This is a genomic window from Alterinioella sp. (assembly GCF_058343375.1).
On sequence record NZ_JBTUJH010000064.1, the window covers coordinates 1 to 23,715 of the forward strand.

The 23,715-nt window shown below is 62.7% G+C and carries 28 protein-coding genes; all 28 read left to right on the forward strand.

Going from position 1 to position 23,715, the window contains the following annotated elements; all coding sequences use genetic code 11:
• The first annotated feature begins 98 nt into the window (after window positions 1–98).
• The 28 genes from ACW8PS_RS09300 to ACW8PS_RS09435 all read left to right on the forward strand — a co-directional run bounded on the left by ACW8PS_RS09300 (window position 99) and on the right by ACW8PS_RS09435 (window position 23,662).
• Window positions 99–1,703: a carboxyl transferase domain-containing protein gene (locus ACW8PS_RS09300; protein WP_491527090.1), complete on the forward strand. Its 1,605-nt coding sequence runs from the start codon at window positions 99–101 to the stop codon at window positions 1,701–1,703.
• A 67-nt stretch (window positions 1,704–1,770) separates the two neighbouring features.
• Entirely contained in the window at window positions 1,771–2,190 is a 420-nt protein-coding gene (locus ACW8PS_RS09305) for an ASCH domain-containing protein (RefSeq protein WP_491527091.1), read from the forward strand.
• A 163-nt stretch (window positions 2,191–2,353) separates the two neighbouring features.
• Window positions 2,354–4,294 (forward strand): acetyl/propionyl/methylcrotonyl-CoA carboxylase subunit alpha, encoded by a 1,941-nt coding sequence (locus ACW8PS_RS09310; protein ID WP_491527092.1) that lies wholly within the window; start codon window positions 2,354–2,356, stop codon window positions 4,292–4,294.
• A gap of 49 nt (window positions 4,295–4,343) precedes the next feature.
• Window positions 4,344–5,006, forward strand: coding sequence for a glutathione S-transferase family protein (locus tag ACW8PS_RS09315; RefSeq protein WP_491527094.1), 663 nt, complete (start codon window positions 4,344–4,346; stop codon window positions 5,004–5,006).
• On the forward strand, window positions 5,006–5,857 hold the full coding sequence (locus tag ACW8PS_RS09320) for a hydroxymethylglutaryl-CoA lyase (RefSeq protein ID WP_491527095.1): 852 nt from the start codon (window positions 5,006–5,008) through the stop codon (window positions 5,855–5,857). Before ACW8PS_RS09315 ends, ACW8PS_RS09320 begins: the two co-directional genes overlap by 1 nt.
• Before the next feature lie 4 nt (window positions 5,858–5,861).
• The gene (locus ACW8PS_RS09325; RefSeq protein WP_491527097.1) at window positions 5,862–6,644 is read left to right on the forward strand and encodes a crotonase/enoyl-CoA hydratase family protein; all 783 of its coding nucleotides are present in this window, start codon (window positions 5,862–5,864) and stop codon (window positions 6,642–6,644) included.
• Complete coding sequence (locus ACW8PS_RS09330; protein WP_491527098.1) at window positions 6,641–7,009, forward strand: hypothetical protein; 369 nt, start codon at window positions 6,641–6,643, stop codon at window positions 7,007–7,009. Before ACW8PS_RS09325 ends, ACW8PS_RS09330 begins: the two co-directional genes overlap by 4 nt.
• Window positions 7,010–7,086: 77 nt before the next feature.
• Window positions 7,087–7,887, forward strand: coding sequence for a phytanoyl-CoA dioxygenase family protein (locus ACW8PS_RS09335; RefSeq protein WP_491527121.1), 801 nt, complete (start codon window positions 7,087–7,089; stop codon window positions 7,885–7,887).
• A gap of 345 nt (window positions 7,888–8,232) precedes the next feature.
• Window positions 8,233–8,598 (forward strand): NADH-quinone oxidoreductase subunit A, encoded by a 366-nt coding sequence (locus tag ACW8PS_RS09340; RefSeq protein ID WP_491527099.1) that lies wholly within the window; start codon window positions 8,233–8,235, stop codon window positions 8,596–8,598.
• Entirely contained in the window at window positions 8,589–9,137 is a 549-nt protein-coding gene (locus ACW8PS_RS09345) for a NuoB/complex I 20 kDa subunit family protein (protein WP_491527100.1), read from the forward strand. The genes ACW8PS_RS09340 and ACW8PS_RS09345 overlap by 10 nt, the downstream gene beginning before the upstream one ends.
• A gap of 47 nt (window positions 9,138–9,184) precedes the next feature.
• Window positions 9,185–9,484, forward strand: a complete 300-nt coding sequence (locus ACW8PS_RS09350; RefSeq protein ID WP_491527101.1) for a hypothetical protein — start codon at window positions 9,185–9,187, stop codon at window positions 9,482–9,484.
• Window positions 9,481–10,095: an NADH-quinone oxidoreductase subunit C gene (locus tag ACW8PS_RS09355; protein ID WP_491527102.1), complete on the forward strand. Its 615-nt coding sequence runs from the start codon at window positions 9,481–9,483 to the stop codon at window positions 10,093–10,095. The genes ACW8PS_RS09350 and ACW8PS_RS09355 overlap by 4 nt, the downstream gene beginning before the upstream one ends.
• Window positions 10,096–10,097: 2 nt before the next feature.
• Window positions 10,098–10,964 (forward strand): sulfotransferase, encoded by an 867-nt coding sequence (locus ACW8PS_RS09360; protein WP_491527104.1) that lies wholly within the window; start codon window positions 10,098–10,100, stop codon window positions 10,962–10,964.
• On the forward strand, window positions 10,961–12,184 hold the full coding sequence (locus ACW8PS_RS09365) for an NADH-quinone oxidoreductase subunit D (protein ID WP_491527105.1): 1,224 nt from the start codon (window positions 10,961–10,963) through the stop codon (window positions 12,182–12,184). The genes ACW8PS_RS09360 and ACW8PS_RS09365 overlap by 4 nt, the downstream gene beginning before the upstream one ends.
• 31 nt (window positions 12,185–12,215) lie before the next feature.
• Window positions 12,216–12,578, forward strand: a complete 363-nt coding sequence (locus ACW8PS_RS09370) for a hypothetical protein (RefSeq protein WP_491527106.1) — start codon at window positions 12,216–12,218, stop codon at window positions 12,576–12,578.
• An 87-nt stretch (window positions 12,579–12,665) separates the two neighbouring features.
• A complete protein-coding gene (nuoE, locus tag ACW8PS_RS09375; RefSeq protein ID WP_491527107.1) occupies window positions 12,666–13,733 on the forward strand; it encodes an NADH-quinone oxidoreductase subunit NuoE in 1,068 nt (355 codons plus the stop codon).
• A 199-nt stretch (window positions 13,734–13,932) separates the two neighbouring features.
• Window positions 13,933–14,649 (forward strand): helix-hairpin-helix domain-containing protein, encoded by a 717-nt coding sequence (locus tag ACW8PS_RS09380; protein ID WP_491527109.1) that lies wholly within the window; start codon window positions 13,933–13,935, stop codon window positions 14,647–14,649.
• A 43-nt stretch (window positions 14,650–14,692) separates the two neighbouring features.
• Window positions 14,693–15,253, forward strand: coding sequence for a helix-hairpin-helix domain-containing protein (locus tag ACW8PS_RS09385; protein WP_491527110.1), 561 nt, complete (start codon window positions 14,693–14,695; stop codon window positions 15,251–15,253).
• Window positions 15,254–15,399: 146 nt separating this feature from the next.
• A complete protein-coding gene (locus ACW8PS_RS09390) occupies window positions 15,400–15,621 on the forward strand; it encodes a DUF5337 domain-containing protein (protein WP_491527111.1) in 222 nt (73 codons plus the stop codon).
• Window positions 15,622–15,623: 2 nt separating this feature from the next.
• Window positions 15,624–16,910, forward strand: coding sequence for an NADH-quinone oxidoreductase subunit NuoF (gene nuoF, locus ACW8PS_RS09395; protein ID WP_491527112.1), 1,287 nt, complete (start codon window positions 15,624–15,626; stop codon window positions 16,908–16,910).
• A gap of 196 nt (window positions 16,911–17,106) precedes the next feature.
• Entirely contained in the window at window positions 17,107–17,397 is a 291-nt protein-coding gene (locus tag ACW8PS_RS09400) for a hypothetical protein (RefSeq protein WP_491527113.1), read from the forward strand.
• Between the two features lie 587 nt (window positions 17,398–17,984).
• Window positions 17,985–18,386 carry a DUF5333 domain-containing protein gene (locus ACW8PS_RS09405; RefSeq protein WP_491527114.1) on the forward strand — a complete coding sequence of 134 codons (402 nt, stop codon included), beginning with the start codon at window positions 17,985–17,987 and terminating at the stop codon, window positions 18,384–18,386.
• Window positions 18,387–18,631: 245 nt separating this feature from the next.
• Window positions 18,632–20,659 (forward strand): NADH-quinone oxidoreductase subunit NuoG, encoded by a 2,028-nt coding sequence (gene nuoG / locus ACW8PS_RS09410; RefSeq protein WP_491527115.1) that lies wholly within the window; start codon window positions 18,632–18,634, stop codon window positions 20,657–20,659.
• A gap of 6 nt (window positions 20,660–20,665) precedes the next feature.
• A complete protein-coding gene (locus ACW8PS_RS09415) occupies window positions 20,666–21,088 on the forward strand; it encodes a YNQ4 family lipoprotein (protein WP_491527116.1) in 423 nt (140 codons plus the stop codon).
• Window positions 21,089–21,094: 6 nt separating this feature from the next.
• The gene (gene nuoH / locus ACW8PS_RS09420; RefSeq protein ID WP_491527117.1) at window positions 21,095–22,135 is read left to right on the forward strand and encodes an NADH-quinone oxidoreductase subunit NuoH; all 1,041 of its coding nucleotides are present in this window, start codon (window positions 21,095–21,097) and stop codon (window positions 22,133–22,135) included.
• Between the two features lie 3 nt (window positions 22,136–22,138).
• Entirely contained in the window at window positions 22,139–22,633 is a 495-nt protein-coding gene (gene nuoI / locus ACW8PS_RS09425) for an NADH-quinone oxidoreductase subunit NuoI (protein WP_491527118.1), read from the forward strand.
• A complete protein-coding gene (locus tag ACW8PS_RS09430) occupies window positions 22,630–23,043 on the forward strand; it encodes a carboxymuconolactone decarboxylase family protein (protein WP_491527119.1) in 414 nt (137 codons plus the stop codon). Before nuoI ends, ACW8PS_RS09430 begins: the two co-directional genes overlap by 4 nt.
• Before the next feature lie 4 nt (window positions 23,044–23,047).
• Window positions 23,048–23,662: an NADH-quinone oxidoreductase subunit J gene (locus ACW8PS_RS09435; RefSeq protein ID WP_491527120.1), complete on the forward strand. Its 615-nt coding sequence runs from the start codon at window positions 23,048–23,050 to the stop codon at window positions 23,660–23,662.
• The last annotated feature ends 53 nt before the right edge of the window (window positions 23,663–23,715 follow it).

The window sequence follows — 23,715 nt, forward strand, 5'->3', positions numbered from 1 at the left end:
TGGTGGGGCGCGAAATGATGGGGGCGATGGGATAGCCGAACGCCCTTGCGGGAACTGAGGCGGGATCTGAAACTGTAACATCTGGACCGGGATCTGAAATGAAACTGAAATCCTCCTTCATTGCGGGCAGCGACGCCGCCAAGGCCAATCGGGCTGCGCATCTGGCCGCGCTGGATGTGATCCGCGAGGCCGCCGGTGCGGCGCGCATGGGTGGCGGCGAAAAATCCCGCGCGCGGCACGAATCGCGTGGCAAGATGCTGCCACGCCGCCGGGTGGCCAATCTGCTCGATCCCGGCAGCCCATTCCTGGAGGTGGGGGCCACGGCGGGCCATGACATGTATGACAATGCCGCGCCATGTGGCGGGGTCATTACCGGCGTGGGCCGGGTGCATGGCCAGGAGGTCATGGTTGTCTGCAACGATGCCACGGTAAAGGGCGGCACCTATTACCCGATCACGGTCAAGAAACACCTGCGCGCGCAGGAAATTGCCGAGGAATGCAATCTGCCCTGCATCTATCTGGTCGATAGCGGCGGGGCCAATCTGCCCAATCAGGATGAGGTCTTTCCCGACCGCGATCACTTTGGCCGGATCTTCTATAATCAGGCCCGAATGAGCGCCAAGGGCATCGCGCAGATCGCTGTCGTGATGGGGTCGTGCACGGCTGGCGGGGCTTATGTTCCGGCGATGTCGGATGTGACGATCATCGTGCGCGAACAGGGAACGATTTTCCTTGCCGGGCCGCCGCTGGTCAAGGCCGCAACCGGCGAGGTGGTGACTTCGGAAGATCTGGGCGGCGGCGATGTGCATACACGGGCTTCAGGTGTGGCGGATTATCTGGCCGAGGATGACACCCACGCGCTGGCGCTGGCGCGGCGCGCGGTGCAGTCGCTGAACCGGGCCAGACCTGCCAGCGTGCAATGGCAGACCCCGGAGGATCCGGCCTATGACCCCGATGATTTGCTTGGCGTCGTGCCCGCCAGCCTGACCACGCCCTATGACATCCGCGAAGTGATTGCACGGGTGGTCGATGGCTCTCGGTTCGATGAATTCAAGCCGCGCTTTGGCGAGACTTTGGTGACGGGATTTGCCCATGTCATGGGCTGCCCTGTCGGTATCATCGCCAATAATGGCGTGCTGTTTTCGGAAGCCGCGCAAAAGGCTGCGCATTTTGTCGAACTGTGCAGCCAGAGGTTTATCCCGTTGGTTTTCCTTCAGAATATCACCGGATTCATGGTCGGGCGGAAATATGAAAATGAAGGCATCGCGCGCCACGGGGCCAAGATGGTGACGGCGGTGGCAACGACATCGGTGCCCAAGATCACCATGGTGGTGGGCGGCTCGTTCGGGGCCGGAAATTACGGCATGGCCGGGCGCGCCTATCAACCCCGGTTCATGTGGTCCTGGCCAGGCAGCCGGATCTCGGTGATGGGCGGGGCGCAGGCGGCGGGCGTTCTGGCAAGTGTGAAACGCGATGCGCTGGCGCGGGCCGGGCAGGCATGGTCAGCCGAGGAAGAAGAGGAATTCAAGCGCCCGACGGTCGAGATGTTCGAGCGGCAGTCGCACCCGCTCTATGCTTCGGCGCGGCTTTGGGATGATGGCGTGATCGATCCGCGAAAATCCCGTGAGGTGCTGTTCCTGTCGCTGTCTGCGGCTCTGAATGCACCCATTGAGGAGACGCGGTTTGGCGTCTTTCGGATGTGAAAACGGGCTATGCACCAGGCGTGCACCCCCCGTACACACCCTGTGCATATACGAGATAGGAAACCGGATGCCGAAACAGACCCTGCAAGAGATCATCGACGCCAATCCCGAGGCCGAGACCTTTCGGTTTGGCGACAGTCAGTCATTATGTGAACATATCCTCTGGCTGGTCCGGGCTGGCAGTAAATCGGCCACCTGCGAGGCGATGCGCGTCTATACCGGGGATGGCGATGTGCTGCCGGTTGTCGGGCGGCGCGATGTTGCGCTGAACTGGGACGGGACACCCGCGCTGATGCTGGAAACGGTTGAGGTATCCAGCCGCCGGTTTGATGCGATGGACGAGGAATTTGTGGCGGCACAGGGCGAGTTCCGCGATCTGGCGCATTGGCGCAAGGCCTACAAGGCGTATTTCGCCCGCTCGGGCGGGTTCAGCGACGACATGGAGATCATGTGCGAGCGGTTCCGGGTGGTGGAGGATTACGCGTGAGGGGGGAGGCGAAGAATTTTCCGGAAAATTCTTTTACCGCTCCCTGTTCGCGGGGCGGTGTGTGGTCAGAGGGCGGCAGCGAGGGGCCAGCCCCTCGCGCACCCCGGAGTATTTTTGCAAAGAAGAAGGGGTTGGATCGCTCCGGCCCCAAGGAGGGTGCGCGATGTTTGCCAAGATCCTGATTGCGAACCGGGGCGAGATTGCCTGTCGGGTGATGGCGACGGCGGCCCGCATGGGGGTGCGCACGGTTGCGGTCTATTCTGATGCCGATGCGCGCGCGGCCCATGTGGAACTGGCCGATGAGGCGGTCCATATCGGGGGCTCGGCCCCGGCCGACAGCTATTTGCGCGGTGATGTGATCATTCAGGCGGCTCTGGACACAGGGGCCGATGCGATCCATCCCGGATATGGGTTTTTGAGCGAGAACCCCGATTTTGTGGACGCGGTTGCGGCGGCGGGGCTGGTCTTTATCGGCCCCTCGGGCGACGCCATTCGCAAGATGGGCCTGAAGGATGCGGCCAAGGTGCTGATGGAGGCGGCGGGTGTGCCGGTGGTACCGGGCTATCACGGCAAGAACCAGGACCCGGAGCATCTGTCGGGGGCGGCTGATACCATAGGCTATCCGGTGCTGATCAAGGCCGTCGCGGGCGGTGGCGGCAAGGGGATGCGCAAGGTCGAGAGCCCCGCGGATTTTGCCGATGCGCTGGCCAGCGCCATGGGCGAGGCCCGGACCGCCTTTGGCAATGATGCCGTATTGATTGAGAAATATGTGCAAAAGCCGCGTCATATCGAGGTGCAGGTTTTTGGCGATGGCACCCGCGCGGTGCATCTGTTTGAGCGCGATTGTTCGCTTCAGCGGCGCCATCAGAAGGTGATCGAGGAGGCCCCGGCTCCCGGCATGACTCCTGAGATGCGCGAAGCGATGGGGGCGGCCGGGGTGCGGGCGGCCGAGGCCATCGGTTATTGTGGCGCGGGCACGGTTGAATTCATTGTCGATGGCTCGGATGGGCTGCGCCCGGACCGGTTCTGGTTCATGGAGATGAACACGCGGTTGCAGGTCGAGCATCCCGTGACCGAGGCCATCACCGGGGTCGATCTGGTCGAATGGCAGTTGCGGGTGGCCGCGGGCGAGGCCTTGCCCTGCGCACAGGGTGATCTGACGATCACCGGCCATGCGTTCGAGGCGCGGCTTTACGCCGAGGATGTCCCGAAGGGGTTTCTGCCCGCAACAGGGCGTCTGGAGCATCTGGTATTTCCCGAAGGCGTGCGGGCTGATACCGGCGTGCGCCAAGGCGATAGTATCAGCCCCTGGTATGACCCGATGATTGCCAAGATCATCACTCATGGGGCGACGCGCGGCGTGGCGTTGCAACAGATGGAGCGGGCGCTGTCGCGCACCGAAGTTGCCGGGGCGGTTACCAATCTGGCCTTTCTGCGGGCGCTGACCCGGCATGAAGGCTTTGCGGCCGGCGCGGTCGATACCGGTTTGATCGCGCGTGACCTGGATGTGTTGGCGGCAGAGCCTGTAGCCTGTTCGCGGGCTCGGTCACTTGCGGCCCTGGGCGCTTTGGGCCTGCATGAGGGGGACGATGCCTTGCAGGGCTTTGCCCTGTGGCAGCCATTGCGGCAAAGCGTGGCGCTGGGGTATCGCGGCGAGATTCTGACGGCAGAGATCGAGACGCTGGCGGCGGGACAGTTTCGGGTTGCGATCGGCGACGCGGTCCATATCGTGCACAGGGATGGGCCGCGCTGGCGGATCGACGGCGCGCCGGTATCCGTCAATCTTGTGCGCCATGACCAGGCGCTGAGCGTGTTCTGGGGCAATGCCTATGGCTTTGATCTGATCGACCCTCTGGATGTTGCGGTCGAGGCCGGGGCCGGGGCGGGCGTGATTGAGGCCCCGATGCCAGGGTTGGTGAAGGCGGTATTTGTAAAACCGGGACAGTCGGTGGTGCAGGGTGATCGGCTGGCGATTCTGGAAGCGATGAAGATGGAACATACGCTGAGCGCGGCGCGCGATGGCGTGGTCGAGGAGGTGCTGGTAACCGCTGGCGCGCAGGTGGAGGCGGGCGCGCCCCTGATCAAGCTGGAGGATGAGGCATGAGTTGCGCCGGGGCTTTCGCGCAGGGTTTGCCGAATGGTGAGGGTGCGCCATGATCCGGCTGCATCACGTGGCGCAGAGCCGCTCGATGCGCACGCTGTGGTTGCTGCATGAGCTGGGCGTGCCGTTCGAGCTCCAGACCTGGCCCTTTGACAAGACCCTTCGCAGCGCCGAATTTCTGGCCTTGAACCCGGTTGGCCGGGTGCCGGCGCTGGAGATGGACGGGCGCAGTTACTGGGAAACCGGTGCCATCACCGAGATCCTGTGCGAACGCTTCCCCGAGGCCGGGCTGGGTCGTGCGCCAGACCACCCTGAGCGCGCCGATTGGCTGATCCATGTGCATTTCGCGGAAACCATCAGCCAGCATGTCGCCAGCCTGACGCAGCAGCATGTGGCGCTGTTTGAGGACGCCATGCGCAGCCCGGTGGTGATGAAGATCGAGGCGCGCCGGATCGAGAAATGCTACGCGGCGGTGGAGGCGCGGTTGCAGGGCCGGGACTATCTGCTGGATGGCGGCTTTTCGGCCGCTGATATCTCGGTCGGGCAGGCCATCTACATGGCGCGCCATTTCGCCCTGATTGCGCCGTTTCCGGCCCTGGTTGCCTGGTATGACCGGATCACGGCGCGGCCCGGTTTTATTGCCGCCACCCCGATCCCCGATGAGGAAGCCCGGCTGTATACGCGCGACTATTATGCCCCCTGGGAGGCGGAGTGATGGAACGCGTCGAGATATTCGAGGTCGGGCCGCGCGATGGGTTGCAGAACGAACAGCGCGCCATCCCGACTTCGGCAAAGATCGCACTGGTGGATTGTCTGAGCGGCGCGGGGTTTAGGCGCATCGAAGTGGCCAGTTTCGTCAGTCCGAAATGGGTGCCGCAGATGGCGGACGGGGCGCAGGTTCTGGCCGGGATCACCCGCGCGCCGGGGGTATCTTATGCCGCGCTGACGCCGAATATGCGCGGCTATGAGGCTGCCAAAGCGGCGCGGGCCGATGAGATTGCGATATTCGGCTCGGCCTCGGAAGGGTTTTCGCGCGCCAATCTGAACGCCACCATTGCCGAAAGCCTGGAGCGGTTCCGCCCCGTGGCCGCGGCCGCAAGGTCCGATGGTATTGCGATGCGCGGCTATATCTCCTGCGTCGTCGAATGCCCCTATGACGGGCCGGTCAGCCCCGATCAGGTCGCCGCCGTTGCCGCCGCGCTGCGCGATATGGGCTGTTATGAGATCTCGCTTGGCGACACCATCGGACGGGGCCAGCCGGACCGGGTCGATGCCATGCTGGCGCGCGTGTTGCAGGAGATGCCCGCCGCGCAGCTGGCCGGGCATTTTCATGACACGAGCGGCCGGGCGCTGGACAATATCGAGGTCTCGCTGGCGCGCGGATTGCGGGTGTTTGATGCCGCGGTTGGCGGGCTGGGCGGCTGCCCCTATGCGCCGGGGGCGGCGGGCAATGTCGCGACCGGGGCGGTGGCGGCACGGCTGGCGGATCTGGGATATGAGACCGGGCTGGATATGGCGGTGATCCGCCAGGCCGCCGGGATGGCACGCGCAATGCGGGAGGGGTAACCTTATGGAAACCATAGAGATTTACGTCAACGATCTGGGAATTGCCACGCTGACATTGAACCGGCCCGACACGCATAACGCGCTGAACGCGCAGATGATTGCCGAGCTGACGGCGGCAGCCGATCGCTTGGGCCGTGACCCGGCGGTGCGGGTTGTGGTGCTGACCGGGGCGGGGCGCAGTTTTTGTGCCGGCGGTGATCTGGGCTGGATGCGCGACCAGATGGCAGCCGACGCCGCGACGCGGGCCGCCGGGGCGCAGAAACTGGCGGCGATGCTGGGGGCGCTGGACCGGATGGCGAAGCCTCTGATCGGGCGGATCCAGGGCCAGGCCTTTGGTGGCGGCATCGGCATGATGTCGGTCTGCGATGCCGCCATCGGCGTCAAGGGCGCGAAATTCGGGCTGACCGAAACCCGGTTGGGACTGATCCCGGCCACCATCGGGCCTTATGTCGTGGCACGCATGGGCGCGGCGCGGGCGCGGCGTGTGTTCATGTCAGCCCGGATCTTCGAGGCCGCGGAGGCGGTCGATCTGGGGCTTTTGGCGGGCGCGGTGCCGGTCGATGATCTGGACATGGCGGTCGAGGCCGAGGTGATGCCCTATCTGGCCTGCGCGCCGGGGGCGGTGGCCGAGGCCAAGGCGCTGGTGGCCCGGCTGGAGCCGCGGGTCGATGAGGCCACCGTTGCCATGACCATTGATGCGCTGGTGGAGCGGTGGGAAAGCGAGGAGGCGCGCGAAGGGATTGCCGCGTTTTTCGACAAGCGCAAACCGGGATGGGGGCAGGGGTGAGCGCGCTTGTTGCGTGGCTTTATGCCGGACTGGCTGGCATTGCGGCGCTGTTTCAACTGGCGCTGGCGGCGGGGGCCCCTTGGGGGCACCTGAGCATTGGCGGGCTCTATCGCGGCAGGTTGCCCGCCAAAATGCGGGCGCTGGCGGTTTTGCAGGCGGTGGTTCTGGGGGCGATGGCATGGGCCGTGCTGGCGCGGGTGGGGTTGGTCCGCGATGCGCCGGGCCTGGGGTTCTGGTTGGCTGTGGCGCTGACGGGGCTCAGTTTTCTGGCCAATCTGGCAACGCCATCGCGGGCTGAGCGGCGGCTCTGGGCACCGGTGACCGGTGCCATGTTGGCGGCGGCGTTGTTTGTGGGGTTTGGCTGAGCCGCAAACCGGCCCCTTGTCCTTGGCGCGGGCTTGGCGTTCTCTTGTCGGCAAGGCTCAATTCAGAGGATCGCGCCATATCTGTCAACGTCACCCAAGGCCAGATCCACGCCTATGCCCGCGATGGGGCGGTGCTGATCAAGGGGCTGTTCGCGGATCATGTCGAGGTGCTGCGCAAAGGCGTTGCGCGCAATATGGACGACCCCGGGCCTTATGCGGCCGAAAATCTGCTGGCCGACGAGGGCGGGCGGTTTTTCGACGATTACTGCAACTGGACCCGGATCGACGAATTCGAAGAGGTGATCCGCGATAGCCCGGTGGCGCAGGTCGCGGCGCAGTTGATGGGGTCGCAAACGGTGCAGCTGTTTCACGATCACGTGCTGGTCAAGGAACCGGGCACATTGAGACCCACGCCCTGGCATCAGGATGGCCCCTATTATTTTGTCGAAGGCCGTCAGAGCGTCAGTTTCTGGTCGCCTTTGGACCCGGTGGGCCGCGCCACGCTGCGGCTTGTGGCCGGGTCGCATCGCTGGCCGAAACCGGTGCTGCCAACGCGGTGGTTGAAGGAGGATGCCTTCTATCCCGATGACGGGGCCTATATCCCGGTGCCGGATCCAGATGCCATGGGCATGGAGGTGCTGGAATGGGCGATGCAGCCGGGCGATGCGGTGGCATTTCATTTCGCCACGCTGCACGGCGCGCGCGGCAATACCGGCACGGCACGCAGGCGGGCGTTTTCGCTGCGCCTGGTGGGTGATGATGCGCGCTATGTGGTGCGTCCGGGGCCGACCTCGCCGCCATTTCCGGGCCATGGCATGGTGCCAGGCCAAAAGCTGCGCGAGGATTGGTTTCCGGTGATCTGGCCGCGCGGGGGGTGAGCCTCAAGCCCCATTGTCATGGTCAGGCGCAACGGGAAAAGGCGGTTGCAACCGCCTTTTGACGCGGTTTCGAAACCGCGTTGAAAGCCGCTTCGAAGCGGCTTGGTTGGCACTTCGGATCGGCCGGACGCGCGGCCAGAGCCGTGCGGTGCCCGACCGGGTTTTTCCACCGCTCTGGCAGCGAATGTTTTTCGGAACCACCGGAGCGCGCACAACACCGGTGCGAAATCACGCAAAATGGCCCATCTGCCGCGCCTGCGCTTGGTTGACCACGCGACGGGGCAGGGCTAAACCACAACTCGATACCACGCCACGCGATGCGTGCGGAAAAAGGAGCCTCTCTCGATGGACGAGCTTTTGCGGGAATACCTGCCGGTTTTGATGTTTTTTGGCGTTGCCATCGCTTTGGGCCTGGTCTTTCTCCTTGCCGCTGCCGTGCTGGCGGTGCGCAACCCGGACCCGGAAAAGGTCAGCGCCTATGAATGCGGCTTCAATGCGTTTGACGACGCGCGGATGAAGTTCGACGTGCGGTTCTACCTCGTTGCCATCCTGTTTATCATTTTCGACCTCGAGATCGCCTTTCTGTTTCCCTGGGCTGTCGCCTTCCCCGAGATGTCGATGCTGGGGTTCTGGTCGATGATGATCTTTCTGGCCGTCCTGACCATCGGTTTTGCCTATGAGTGGAAAAAGGGAGCGCTGGAATGGGAGTGATTCCGGAAAAAGTGCAAACTGGTGCCAATACCGCCGGGCATGACCCGGAGGTTGCCACACAGGCCTTGAACGCGGAATTGCAGGATAAGGGATTTCTGCTGACCACCTCTGAGGATCTGATCAACTGGGCGCGCACCGGGTCGCTGCACTGGATGACTTTCGGCCTGGCCTGTTGCGCGGTCGAGATGATGCATACCTCGATGCCGCGCTATGACGCGGAACGGTTCGGCATCGCGCCGCGCGCGTCCCCGCGCCAGTCGGATGTGATGATTGTGGCCGGCACCCTGACCAACAAGATGGCCCCGGCGCTGCGCAAGGTCTATGACCAGATGCCGGAACCGCGCTATGTGATCTCGATGGGATCCTGCGCCAATGGCGGCGGCTATTATCACTACAGCTATTCGGTGGTGCGCGGCTGCGACCGGATCGTGCCGGTTGATCTCTATGTGCCGGGCTGCCCGCCGACGGCTGAGGCGCTGCTCTACGGTCTGCTTCAGCTGCAACGCAAGATGCGCCGCACCGGCACGATCGCGCGATGACCGGCCGCGCGATGACCGGCTCGATTGTCCGCAGTTGGGAGGCGAACATGGCACGTGACGATATCGGGCCGTGGCTTGAGACGTTCCGGGCGCGGGCCTTTCCCGGCATGCGGGCGGGTGACGGATTTCGCGGCATACGGATTCTTGCCGAGACCGAAAAAGACCCTTGCCGGGTGACAGTGATGACGTCATGGCAGGACATGGATGCCGTGCGACGCTATGCCGGTGACGCACCCGCACCCGCACCCGCGCGCGCCGTGATCCCCGATGTCATGGCCCCGTTTTTTTTGGATTATGATGCCGAGGCGCGTTTTCATAGCGAAGTTCTGGTGGAGGCGAAACAATGAGCGACGACGCATTGCGCGAACTGGCCGATCACATCACCCTGAAACAGGGCGATGCCGTGATCAGCACCGACCTGACCCATGGCGAATTGAGCGCTGAGATCACCTTGGCCTCGGTCCCGGCCTTCATGGAATATCTCAAGACCGACCGAACCTGCCAGTTTTCGACCCTGGTCGATATTACCGCCGTCGATTACCCGTCGCGCGAAAAGCGGTTCGATGTGGTGTGGCATTTCCTGTCGATGTATCAAAATCACCGCATCCGGGTAAAATGCCAGGTCCGCGAAAGCGACATGGTGCCTTCGATAACCGGGGTCTACCCGGCGGCCAACTGGTTCGAGCGCGAAGTATTCGACATGTATGGGCTGATGTTTACCGGCCATCCCGATCTGCGCCGGATCCTGACCGATTACGGGTTTCAGGGCTATCCGCTGCGCAAGGATTTCCCGACCACCGGCTATACCGAAGTGCGCTATGATGACGCCCTGAAACGGGTGGTCTATGAGCCGGTCAGCCTGGTGCAGGAATATCGCCAGTTCGATTTCATGAGCCCGTGGGAAGGGGCCGAATACATCCTTCCGGGTGACGAAAAGCCCGAAGCCGCGAAAGGCTGATGATGAATCAGGCAACCCTTCTTTTCGGGATCGGCGCGGCCAAGGCGGGGACCACCTGGCTTTACCGCTATCTTTCCGCGCACCCGCAAGTGCGGTTGCCGGCGGTCAAGGAGCTGCATTATTTCGACACATCCGAGACCGGCAAGTTCGACCGCCAGATTGCCCGGATGCAAAAGGAAAAGGCGCGCCGGACCGGGCGGTTGCCCACGGGTGACATGCGGCTGGATAAACGGCTGCGGCGCGAGATCCGGGCCTATGACCGCTGGCTGAATGTGATCGCGGACCCCTCTGATGCGGCCTATGTCGGTTTTCTGACCGAGGCGGCGGGGGATGCCCGCGTTGTGGGCGATATCACCCCGGCCTATGCCACCGTGTCACAGGCCACGCTGACCCGGATGGCGGGGCTGGCCCCGGTGACGCGGTTCATCTATCTGATGCGCGACCCGCTGGACCGGCTGTGGTCGAACATCCGCATGGCGGCGGCGCGCCGGTCGGGCGCTTTGGCCGAAACTGCGGCGGCGCTGCTGGACAAGGTGGTGTCGGGCCAGGACCGGACCATCGCGGCGCGCAGCGATTATGCCGCGACGCTGGCGCGGATTGATGCGGCACTGGACCCGAAATCGCTGTTTCTGGGGTTCTATGAGACCCTTTTTCAGCCCGAGACCGTGGACCGGATCTGCGGTTTTCTGGGCCTTGCGCCGCACCCCGCGCGGCCGGAGGCCCGGGTGCATGAGGGTGCCGATCTGCAGATGACCCAGACACAGCGGGCCCGCGCGCTGGCCTGGCTCACCCCGCAATATGATGCCTTGCGTCAGCGTATGGACACGCTGCCGCAACGCTGGACGGATAACATGGAGGCGCTGGCATGATGGATGGCGGCAAAGGCTTCGAGGACGCCCTGACAGGCGAACAGAAGATCCGGAATTTCAACATCAATTTCGGGCCCCAACACCCGGCGGCGCATGGCGTGCTGCGGCTGGTGCTGGAACTGGACGGAGAGCTTATCCAGCGCTGCGACCCGCATATCGGGCTGCTGCATCGCGGCACCGAAAAGCTGATGGAAAGCCGCACCTATCTGCAGAACCTGCCCTATTTCGATCGGCTGGATTACGTCGCCCCGATGAACCAGGAACATGCCTGGTGCCTGGCCATCGAAAAGCTGACCGGCACCGAAGTGCCGCGCCGGGGGTCACTGATCCGGGTGCTGTATTCCGAGATCGGGCGCATCCTGAACCATCTTCTCAACGTCACCACCCAGGCGATGGATGTGGGCGCGCTGACGCCGCCTCTCTGGGGGTTTGAGGAACGCGAGAAACTGATGATCTTTTACGAGCGGGCCTGCGGCGCGCGTCTGCATGCGGCCTATTTCCGGCCCGGCGGCGTGCATCAGGACCTGCCCGACGATCTGCTGGATGATATCGAGACCTGGGCCAATGAATTCCCACAGGTTCTGAGTGATATCGACGGGTTGCTGACGGAAAACCGCATTTTCAAACAGCGCAATGCCGATATCGGCATCGTCTCGGAACAGGATGCGCTGGATTGGGGATATTCCGGCGTCATGGTGCGCGGATCGGGCATGGCCTGGGATCTGCGCCGCGCGCAGCCCTATGAATGCTATGATGAATTTGATTTCCTGATTCCGGTCGGCAAGAACGGAGATTGCTATGACCGCTATCTCTGCCGGATGGAGGAAATGCGCCAGAGCCTGCGGATCATGCATCAGGCGATTGAAAAACTGCGCGCCCCCGAGGGCAAGGGTGAGGTAATGGCGCGGGGCAAGCTGAGCCCGCCCAAACGCGGTGAGATGAAGACCTCGATGGAGGCGCTGATCCACCATTTCAAGCTCTATACCGAGGGCTTCCATGTTCCGGCAGGTGAGATTTACGCCGCGATCGAGGCCCCCAAGGGCGAATTTGGCGTCTATCTGATCGCCGATGGCACCAACCGGCCCTACAAGGCCAAGATCCGCGCGCCGGGCTATCTGCATCTGCAATCGATGGACTGGATGGCAAAAGGCCACATGCTGGCCGATTGTTCGGCGATCATCGGCAGCCTGGATGTGGTGTTCGGCGAGATCGACAGGTGACCCGGGCAGCGATGCGGGCGGGGGGCGGGTAATGAGCCTGATCTTGCTGGTCACGATTCTTGGCGCGATCACGGTCCTGATCCTTGGCGTGCTGGCCTATGCGTTCTGGTCGGATCCCGAAAAGGGCCTGCGCCAGACCACGCATCGCCTTGAAATGCTGCCCCTTGTGATGGCCGACCGCTACACGGCCTTTGCCATCCTGGCGGCGTTTTTTACGATCTATGGCGATCTCAATATCCTGATCATCTTCTTTGCGGTCTGCGCCTTCATGGGCTTTGCCGATGGCCGCATCTACGCCCGCGCCGGGCACCCGCACTGGAAACACACGGTTTCGGGGATTTTGTCTTTGATTGCCTTCGGCGTCGCCCTGGCGGCGCGATTCGGCGCGGCCTGACCGGCTGGAACGTAAAAAGAGACGCATGGACATTTTGCGCGCTCTCTGGCAGCTAGCCTTGCAACGACATTCGACGGGAACGACCTGATGCTGAGACGCCTCCACCACGCGCAACCCGAAAGCTTTGCCTTCACGCCCGCCAATCTTGACTGGGCCCGCGCGCAGATCACCAAATACCCCGAAGGCCGCCAGGCATCCGCCATCATTCCGCTGTTGTGGCGCGCCCAGGAGCAGGAGGGCTGGCTGAGCCGTCCCGCCATCGAACATGTCGCCGATATGTTGGGCATGGCCTATATTCGCGCCCTTGAGGTCGCGACCTTCTATTTCATGTTCCAGTTGCAGCCGGTGGGCTCCATCGCGCATGTGCAGGTCTGCGGCACCACGTCCTGCATGATATGCGGGGCCGAGGATCTGATCGCCATCTGCCAGGACAAGATCGCCGCGCAGCCGCATGTGCTGTCGGATGATGGCAGCTTTTCCTGGGAAGAGGTGGAATGCCTCGGGGCCTGCTCAAACGCGCCGATGGTTCAGATCGGCAAGGATTACTACGAGGATCTGACGGTCGAGAAATTTGCCTGGATCCTGGATGAGCTGGCCGCGGGCCGGGTGCCGACACCGGGGCCGCAGAACGGGCGCTATGCGTCGGAACCGCTGGCCGGGCTGAGCGCGCTCAAGGACCTTGAGGCCGGGCGCGACGATCTGAATATCTCGGCCCGGCTGGCCACCGATATCGGTGATACCGTGAAACGCATCGACGGCACCGAAGCGCCGCTATTGACCCCCTGGGGCAAGCAATCGGGTGGTGATGCGGAAGTGACCGCGCTGATGGCCGAAGGCCTGTCCGCAACATCAGCCCCGGCCAAAGCCCCCGCCGCCAAAGCCCCAGCCGCCAAGGCCCCTGCCGCCGAAATTGCAGAAAGCGCGCCGGAGATCCTGAGCGCCGCCCGCGATGGCGGGGCTGATGACCTCAAGCGCATCTCGGGCGTGGGCCCGAAACTGGAGGGCGTGCTGAACGATCTGGGCTTCTACCATTTCGACCAGATCGCCGCCTGGGGGCCTGCTGAAATTGCCTGGGTCGATGCCCGTCTCAAATTCAAGGGCCGGATCGAGCGCGACAATTGGGTCGCTCAGGCCGGTGACCTGGCACAGGGCTGACGCAGCCGGTTTGGCGAATGTCAAAATCGCGTCACGCGGCAAATCACGCAGAAAAACCGGTAAAACCGGTTGAAATCGCGCCCATGCGGCCGGAAATGTTGCGATGACGCAACCGCGTGCGCCGGGATGTGCAGAAAAACCTTCCCGCAACGCGGGCTGTGGTGTCTACTTCGCTGAAATCAGGAGAGGGGGAGTAGACATGTCTTCAAGCTCGAATAATTCCAGTTGCCACATAATTTGCTGGATTTCTGGTGCCATTATGGGTGGCGCTTTGTTTCTCGTTCTTTGGCGACTGACCGGGGGGACGTTCTTCTGGTCGCTTGTTCTGGGGCTGGCCGTTTTCATCAGCGCGGGCCTTTTGTTGCAGAGGCTGATCTGTTCTGGCGGGCAAGCCGCCGGGGGCGCATCGCATGGTGGAGCGGCCAGATCGCCAGCGGCCCCGGCCAATGCGCCAGCCGCGCCTGCGCCAGAGCCCGCGCCCGAACCGGTAGCGCAAACGCCCGAGCCGGAGCCCGAACCCGAACCGGTAGCGGAAGCGCCCGAGCCGGAGCCGGTGGCGGAACCGGAGCCCGAACCCGCGCCCGAGCCCGTAACGCCTGCACCCGAACCCGCCGCCGCCCCAGGCACCGCTTTGCAACCTGCCGGATTGGCTGCGGCCCGCGATGGCGGCCCCGATGATCTGAAGAAGATCAAGGGCGTCGGGCCAAAGATGGAGCAGTTGCTGCATTCGCTCGGCATCTTCCATTTCGACCAGATCGCCAGTTGGGGGCCGGATGAAGTGGCCTGGATGGATGACAATCTGGCCGGGTTCAAAGGCCGCGTGACGCGTGACAACTGGGTCGAACAGGCCGGGCATTTGGCCGCAGGCGGTGACACTGATTTTTCAAGAAAAGTCGATGACGGCAACGTATATTGAGGCTCGGGAGGATGTTGACACCATCCCAATGAGGACGACTTGAATGAAACTCGCTGAAGATATCTGGCGCGGCTCGATTGCGGCCCGCACCAATATGATGGCGGCTGCCAGTTACACGGCGGCCTTTTATGGCAATGCGGCGCTGCAAGGCTGGCAATTGGGCCTGAACGCCCCGCTGACCTTCTGGCAGGCCGTGGCACGCGCTGTTGACGGGCCGGTGGCCAATGATGGCGCGCCTGTGGCGGCTCGGGGGATTGTGGACGAAATGCCAGCCGCGCCGGTCGCAGACCCCGCGGCAGAACCCGTGGCAGAACCGGCCACCGCCATTGGCACCGGTGCCGTTGCAGAGCCTGCAATTGCCACGGCCACACCAAACCCGGTATTGCTGGACGCCCCGCGCGACGGGCAGGGCGATGACCTGCAGGCGGTGCGTGGCATCGGGCCCAAGCTCTCCGACAGCCTGAACGAGATCGGCATCTATCATTTCGATCAGCTGGCCGGGCTTGATGACGACGCCATCGACTGGCTCGATGAAAACATCACCGGGTTCAAGCGCAGCTGCGCCCGGTTCGATATCGTGTCGGGGGCGGCAAGCCTGCTCTGACCCATGCGACATGACCGAAAAACCCCGCATCGGGCCACCCGGTGCGGGGTTTTTTCATCTCTGGGGGCTGCACTTGGCATGGACAATCCCCGCGCCCGTGCCCTAGAACGCTGGCCAAGGACATGATGCAAAGGCCAGCCGCCCCGATGCCCGCCAAACCCGACCACACCATGCGCAAGGCGCGCGTCGCCGGCACCGTGATTGCCGTGACGATGATTTTGTGGATGGGGGCGCAGTTTTTCGGTGGGCGGCTTGGCCTGCCCGGGCGCTATGTGTTTCTGTTCGACCTTGCGGCAATTGCGGCTCTGGTCTGGGCGCTGATTGTGACATATCAGATCTGGACCGCGCGGCGCCACGAAAGGGACTGAGGATGCTTCAGGACAAAGACCGGATTTTCACCAATATCTACGGCATGGCAGATCGCGATCTGGCCGGGGCGCGGGCGCGCGGCCATTGGGATGGCACCAGGGATCTGGTCGGGCTTGGCCGCGACAGGATTGTCGAGATCATGAAGGCATCGGGTCTGCGCGGGCGCGGTGGTGCCGGGTTTCCGACCGGTCTGAAATGGTCGTTCATGCCCAAGGAAAGCGATGGCCGCCCGTCCTATCTGGTGATCAATGCCGACGAATCGGAACCGGGCACCTGCAAGGACCGCGAGATCATGCGCAATGATCCCCACACGCTGATCGAGGGCGCGCTGATCGCCAGTTTCGCGATGAATGCGCATGTCAGCTATATCTATATAAGGGGCGAATATATCCGCGAACGCGAGGCGCTTCAGGCCGCGATCGATGAGGCCTATGAGGCCGGTCTGTTGGGTAGGAACGCGGCCGGATCGGGCTGGGATTTCGACCTCTATCTGCATCACGGTGCCGGGGCCTATATCTGCGGCGAGGAAACCGCGCTGCTGGAAAGCCTCGAAGGCAAGAAGGGCATGCCGCGGATGAAGCCGCCCTTTCCGGCCGGCGCGGGGCTTTATGGCTGCCCGACCACCGTCAACAATGTCGAATCCATCGCCGTCGTGCCCACCATCCTGCGCCGCGGTGCGGAATGGTTCGCGGGTTTTGGCCGGCCCAACAATTCCGGCACCAAGCTGTTTGCGATCTCGGGCCATGTCAACAACCCTTGCGTCGTGGAAGAGGCGATGAGCATCGGGTTCGAGGAATTGATCGAAAAACATTGCGGCGGCATTCGCGGCGGTTGGGACAACCTCAAGGCGGTGATCCCCGGCGGCTCCTCGGTGCCCTGCGTGCGCGGTGAGAACATGCGCGATGCGATCATGGATTTCGACTATCTGCGCAATGACCTGCAATCGGGCCTTGGCACCGCGGCGGTGATCGTGATGGACAAGGATACCGACATCATCAAGGCGATCTGGCGGCTGGCCAAATTCTACAAGCATGAAAGCTGTGGCCAATGCACGCCCTGCCGCGAAGGCACCGGCTGGATGATGCGGGTGATGGAGCGGCTGGTGCGTGGCGATGCGGCCGTCGAGGAGATCGACATGCTGCTCGATGTCACCAAACAGGTCGAAGGCCACACCATCTGTGCGCTCGGCGATGCGGCCGCCTGGCCGATTCAGGGCCTGATCCGCAATTTCCGCGACGAGATCGAGGATCGGATCAAGGGCAAGCGCAGCGCGATCGCGGCAGAGTAGCGCCACAGGCCCCGGCGCGCGCTCGTGCCGGCGACAGCGGCGGGTTTCGCCCCTTGCTCCAGAGGCGGGTGTTGCAAAGATGAACGCCTGACGCGGGCTGGTTTTTCTGGATTCTTGCTGGCAGGGCGCTGTCCCGTTAAGATGGGCTGACTTTGGAAAACGCCCACCAAAAAAGGGCGCACCAATGGAGGCGGCAGTGGCAGATCAACCAATGCAAAACAATCGCCCGGTATTGGCCGGGTTTTATCGGGCCTGGATGACCGTGGTCTTTCTGACCCTGATGGGCGCGGGGCTGTGGGTCGGCTATAACTGGGGCATCGGCGGCTCCATCCTGGGGGTGGTGATCGGTCTGGTTCTGGCCGGCATGGTGATGATGGTGCTGAACACGCCCGAAAAGCTGGAAGGCGCGATTTACATAACGCTTGGCATCAGTTTTGTCGGGCTGCTGATCTACGCCATCATCGCATTCTGGGGCGTGCGATTCTAGGGTCTGTCGCTCAAAAGTGGGAACCGGTTTTGAGCTTCTCGGACATGCGAAAACAAGGCGTTAGAGCGTCTCGCGTGAATGCGAATGAACGCGACACGCTCTAGGTCAGGACCCATTGATCCTGCGTCACTGGCGCGTTCGTCGGGAAATTGATCCCCCGGATCAATTTCTTATCCTCCTTACTTGCCGAAATATCAGCGGTTTGGCGCGCGCCGTCAATGGTGGCTCCATTTGCAAGCGCGCCGAGATGCTGAGATGAAGGCAAATCAGCGTCCCTTGGATTTGGCGGATTTTCCCCCTGACCGCGTTGCGGGGCTTTGAAAATCAACCAGATTTACATGCGCGCCCCGCGCCTTGTCAGAGAAAAAATCTGTCAAACCAGTGGCGCAGGATTAACGGGTCCTGACCCTAGGAACATGCCTGACCGGCCGTTCCTCGACCCTTGCGGAATTTCGCGCTGAAAACCCCTGAAAACGGCGGTTTCAGGCCAATAACAAGCCGTGACAGCGCAGTGTTATTGAATGTCAGGCCGTCCCGCCTGCATATCTGGTCCTCGTTGAGCATTTCCCACGAAAGGAATTTGAGACATGTCCCGATTTGCCACTGTTCTGGTGCTGTGCCTTGTTGCCGCGCTGCCTGCGCAAGCCGATGAATGGGACCGGCTGCGCGAAGATCCGGCGATCAGCGAGGGTCTGGTGAATTTCGCCATTGCCCGCTATATCCGGAACCGCTGCCCTGACATTTCGGCCCGGCGGTTGCGCGCCATCGGTTTCATCAACGATCTGGTCGATGATGCAACGGCGCTTGGCTATAGCCGTGCCGAGATCCGGGAATACGTCTTTGACGAGGCCGAACAGGACCGGGTGCGCGCCATTGCGGATGAACGTTTGGCCGCGCGCGGGGCTTCGCCGACGATGATGGCGGGTTATTGCACCGTGGGCCGCGAAGAAATTGCCGCAGGCTCTGCCATTGGGCGGCTGCTGCGATAGCGCCTTTTTTCGTTACTGTCACAGGCCCGTCGGACCCGTCCGGCGGGCCTGTGCGTTTTGGGCGCGGCGACAAACCCCCGCGCTTCATGTCAAAACCGCGCAAAATCATGCCCGCCTGCGTTGCAAATTCCCGCCGCACGCGGCACTAGGGTGTGAAAGTGGAATTTCCGCGTGAATCCGGCTTGGGGCTGCGCTAGACAGGCATCCAGTTTTCCGGCGCTTCCGCGACCCGCAAAGGTAATGCCATGACCGAGCTACGCAAAATCATCATCGACGACAAAGAGATCGAGGTTGATCCCGCCATGACCCTTATCCAGGCCTGCGAAGAAGCAGGCGTTGAGGTGCCGAGGTTCTGTTACCACGAACGCCTGTCCATTGCCGGCAATTGCCGGATGTGTCTGGTCGAGGTTGTCGGCGGCCCGCCCAAACCCGCCGCATCCTGCGCCATGCAGGTGCGTGATCTGCGCCCCGGCCCGGAAGGCGCGCCGCCGGTGGTGAAAACCAACAGCCCGATGGTGAAAAAGGCCCGCGAGGGCGTGATGGAGTTCCTGCTGATCAACCATCCGCTGGATTGCCCGATCTGCGATCAGGGCGGCGAATGCGATCTGCAGGATCAGGCGATGGCCTATGGGGCCGATTTCAGCCGCTACCGCGAACCCAAACGCGCCAGCGAGGATCTGGATCTTGGTCCGCTGATCGGCACCCAGATGACGCGCTGCATTTCCTGCACCCGCTGCGTGCGCTTTACCTCCGAAGTGGCCGGGCTGATGGTCATGGGCCAGACCGGGCGCGGCGAGGATGCCGAGATTACCAGCTATCTGAACCAGACGCTCGATTCGAACCTGCAGGGCAATATCATCGACCTGTGCCCGGTCGGCGCGCTGACCTCGAAACCCTATGCCTTTACCGCCCGGCCCTGGGAGCTGACCAAGACCGAAACCATCGACGTGATGGATGCGCTTGGCAGCAATATCCGGGTCGATACCAAGGGCCGCGAAGTGATGCGCATTCTGCCGCGCAACCATGATGGCGTGAACGAGGAATGGATTTCCGACAAGACCCGCTTTGTCTGGGACGGGCTGCGCCGGCAGCGGCTGGACAAACCTTATATCCGGGAAAACGGGCGCTTGCGGGTGGCCACCTGGCCTGAGGCACTTGGACGCGCCGCCGAGGCCCTGAAGGGGGCCGCAAAACCCGCCGGGCTGGTCGGGGATCTTGCTCCGGTCGAGGCCATCTATGCGCTGAAAATGCTGATGGAATCTGTTGGTGGCACTGTCGAATGCCGCACCGATGGCGCGAAACTGCCGGCCGGCAATCGCGCCGCCTATGCCGGCACCACGACGATCGAGGATATCGACGACGCCGATATGATCCTGCTGGTCGGCACCAACCCGCGCCTTGAGGCACCGGTGCTCAATGCGCGCATCCGCAAGGCCTGGATCGCCGGGGCGGAGGTGGCGCTGATCGGGCCCGCCGTCGATCTGACCTATGAGTATCACCACGCCGGAACCGACCGCCAGGCGCTGTTGGACATGATCGCGGATGGCGTTTCGGATGAAACCCGCGAGACCAGGAAAACCATCGTGATCGTCGGCCAGGGTGCCCTGTATGAGGCCGATGGCGAGGCGGTGCTGGCGCAGGTGCAGAAAATGGCCGAGATCTCGGGGGCGGGCCTGCTGGTGCTGCATACCGCCGCCGCACGGGTCGGCGCGATGGATGTGGGCGCGGTGACCGAGGGCGGTCTGGCGGCGGCCATTGACGGGGCCGATGTGATTTACAGCCTCGGGGCCGATGAGGTCGATATCGCCGAAGGCGCGTTCGTGATCTATCAGGGCAGCCATGGTGATCGTGGTGCGCATCGGGCCGATGTGATCCTGCCGGGCGCGGCCTATACCGAGGAACAGGGGCTGTTCGTCAATACCGAAGGGCGCCCGCAACTGGCGCTTCGGGCCGGGTTCGCACCCGGTGAGGCCAAGGAAAACTGGGCCATCCTGCGCGCCTTGTCGGCCGAAATCGGGGCCACGCTGCCATTTGACAGCCTGAACGCGCTGCGCCAGGGGCTGGTGGCGGCGCATCCGCATCTGGGCGCGATTGACGAGGTTCCGGTGAATGCGCCGGACAATCTGCCGCTGAGCGCACCGGGCAAGGCTGATTTCCTGCCTGCAGTCACCGATTTCTACCTGACCAATCCGATCGCGCGCGCCTCAACCCTGATGGCAGAGCTGTCTGCGGGGGCAAGGGCGCGGGCCGAAACCGCCATTGCGGCGGAGTAGGCGGCAATGCCGGGCCCCACGCTCATCCGCCATTCCGGCCTGCTGGCGATTCTGACGCTGGCGGCCTGTGCAACCGAGGGGGGCGGGCAGAGCGCGACCAGCCGGGATGCGACAGCGGCGCAGTTTGAATTTCTGGGTATCGAGACCCGGCTTCTGGATGCCGATCTGGTCAGCTTCCGGGTCCAGATGCGCGGCGCGCGCACGCGCGCGGATGTGGCCCGTTACGCCGAATGCGCCGCAGCGCAATATACGGTGATCCGGGGCTATGGGTTTGCGCGACATGTGCGCACAAATGTGAATGAAGAGTCTGGCCTTTGGCGGGCAGATGCGGTTTACACCGTGTCACCGGCGCTCCCCCGGGGGGTGCAGACGATTGACGCGGAAGTGGTGGTCGCCGACTGCACTGAGCAAGGCATACCGACGGTGTGAGGACGAATGATTGAATTCTTTACAACCACTGGGCTGGGCATCGCATTGCTCATCTTGGGTCAAATCCTTCTGGTCGTGGTCCCGCTGCTGGTCGCACTCGCGTTTCTGATGTATGCCGACCGCAAGATCTGGGCCGCGGTCCAGATGCGCCGGGGGCCGAATGTGGTGGGGGCCTTTGGCCTGCTGCAAAGCTTCGCCGATTTCCTGAAATACATCCTGAAAGAGATCGTGTATCCGGCCGGGTCCGACCGGGTCGTGTTCCTGCTGGCTCCGATGGTCAGCCTGGTGATGGCGCTGGTGGCCTGGGCGGTGATCCCGTTCAACGATGGTTGGGTGCTGGCCGATCTGAATGTTGCCATTCTCTATGTCATGGCGGTGTCCTCGCTGGAGGTTTATGGCGTGATCATGGGCGGGTGGGCGTCAAATTCCAAATACCCGTTCCTGGGGTCGCTGCGATCTGCGGCGCAGATGATTTCCTATGAGGTCTCGCTCGGGTTGATCATCATCGGCATCATCATCTCGACCGGCTCGATGAATTTCGGCGCTATCGTGGCGGCGCAGGATGGTAATTACGGCTTGCTGAACTGGTATTGGATCCCGCATTTCCCGATGCTGATCCTGTTCTTCATCTCGGCGCTGGCCGAAACCAACCGCCCGCCCTTCGATCTGCCCGAGGCGGAATCGGAACTGGTCGCGGGCTATCAGACGGAATATTCCTCGACCCCGTTCTTGCTGTTCATGATCGGCGAACTGGTGGCCGTGGTGCTGATGTGCGCCCTGGTGGCGCTGCTGTTCTTTGGTGGCTGGCTCAGCCCGATCCCGGGCCTGCCCGACGGCATCCTGTGGTTCATCGGCAAGATGCTGTTCGTGTTCTTCATCTTCTCGATGGTCAAGGCGATCACGCCGCGCTACCGCTATGATCAGCTGATGCGCATTGGCTGGAAAGTGTTCCTGCCGATGTCTCTGGGTTGGGTTGTGCTGGTATCATTTGCCGCGAAATTCGAATTGTTCGGCGGGGCCTATGCCCGCTGGATGGTGGGGGGCTGAGCCATGACGCAGATTGATTACACCCGGGCTGCGAAATATTTCCTGCTTTGGGATTTCATTATCGGCTTCAAACTGGGGCTGAAATATTTCTTTGCGCCCAAGGTGACGCTGAACTACCCGCATGAAAAGGGCTACCTTTCGCCGCGTTTTCGCGGTGAACATGCGCTGCGCCGCTATCCCAATGGCGAAGAACGCTGCATCGCCTGCAAGCTGTGCGAGGCGATCTGCCCGGCCCAGGCCATCACCATCGACGCCGAGCCGCGTGAAGACGGCAGCCGCCGCACCACGCGCTATGATATCGACATGACCAAATGCATCTATTGCGGTTTCTGTCAGGAAGCCTGCCCGGTCGATGCCATCGTCCAGGGCCCGAATTTCGAATTTGCCACCGAGACGCGCGAGGAGCTGTTCTACGACAAGGGCAAGCTGCTGGAAAACGGTGCCCGGTGGGAAGCCGAGATCGCCCGCAACCTGGAATTGGATGCACCTTACCGATGACCGATACACCGCAAAACCCGTTCGAGGCGCTGTTCAAGCAGACCCAGGACATGGCCCAGGAGATGGCCAAGGCGATGAACCCGGCGCTGTCCAGCTTCACGCCCGAAGGGTTCGAGAAGATGTGGCCCACAATTCCCGCCGAAATGATGGAAATGATGCTGGGCAAGCCGTTCAACCCCGACGGGCTGGACGTGAAGACCCGGCTGTTGCTGACATTGCAGGGCCTGACCATTCAGGGGGCCCATGCCGAACCGCAGATCCGGCTGACCGTGCGCCATGCGCTGGCGGCCGGGGCCACCAAACAGGAGATCGCCGACACTATCGCACAGGCGGCCATGTTCGGCGGTGTGCCTGCGATGAACAAGGCGATGGAACTGGCCCGTCAGGTCATTGACGGGGCCGAGGAGTAGACCGATGGGCGTTGCCGATTTCACCTTCTACCTGTTTTCCCTCACTGCCGTGGTGGCAGCGCTTTTTGTGGTTGTGGCGCGCAACCCGGTGCATTCGGTGCTGTGGCTGATCCTGACCTTCCTCAGCGCGGCGGGGCTGTTTGTGCTGATCGGGGCTGAATTTGTCGCCATGTTGCTGGTCATCGTCTATGTCGGCGCGGTGGCGGTGCTGTTCTTGTTCGTGGTGATGATGCTGGATGTGGATTTCGCCGAACTGAAGGCCGAGATGGCCAGATATATCCCCCTGGCCGGGCTGATCGGCGTGGTGATCCTGATCCAGCTGTCGATGGCTCTGGGCCAGTGGCAGTTTTCCGAAGGCTTCGATGCGCGCCTTGGCAATCCGATACCGCCGCTGTCCGAGCTGCATAATACGCAAGCCCTGGGTGCCATCATCTATGACAAATATTTCCTGATATTCCAGCTTGCCGGCCTGATCCTGCTGGTCGCGATGATCGGGGCCATCGTGCTGACGCTGCGCCACCGCAGCGACGTCAAGCGCCAGAACGTTCTGGCGCAGATGTATCGTGACCCGGCCAAGGCGATGGAACTGAAGGACGTGAAACCGGGGCAGGGGCTTTAGGGCACCCGCACGCGCCGCGAAAAAATTGTGCCGCGCCAAAGCGGCCCGCTGAG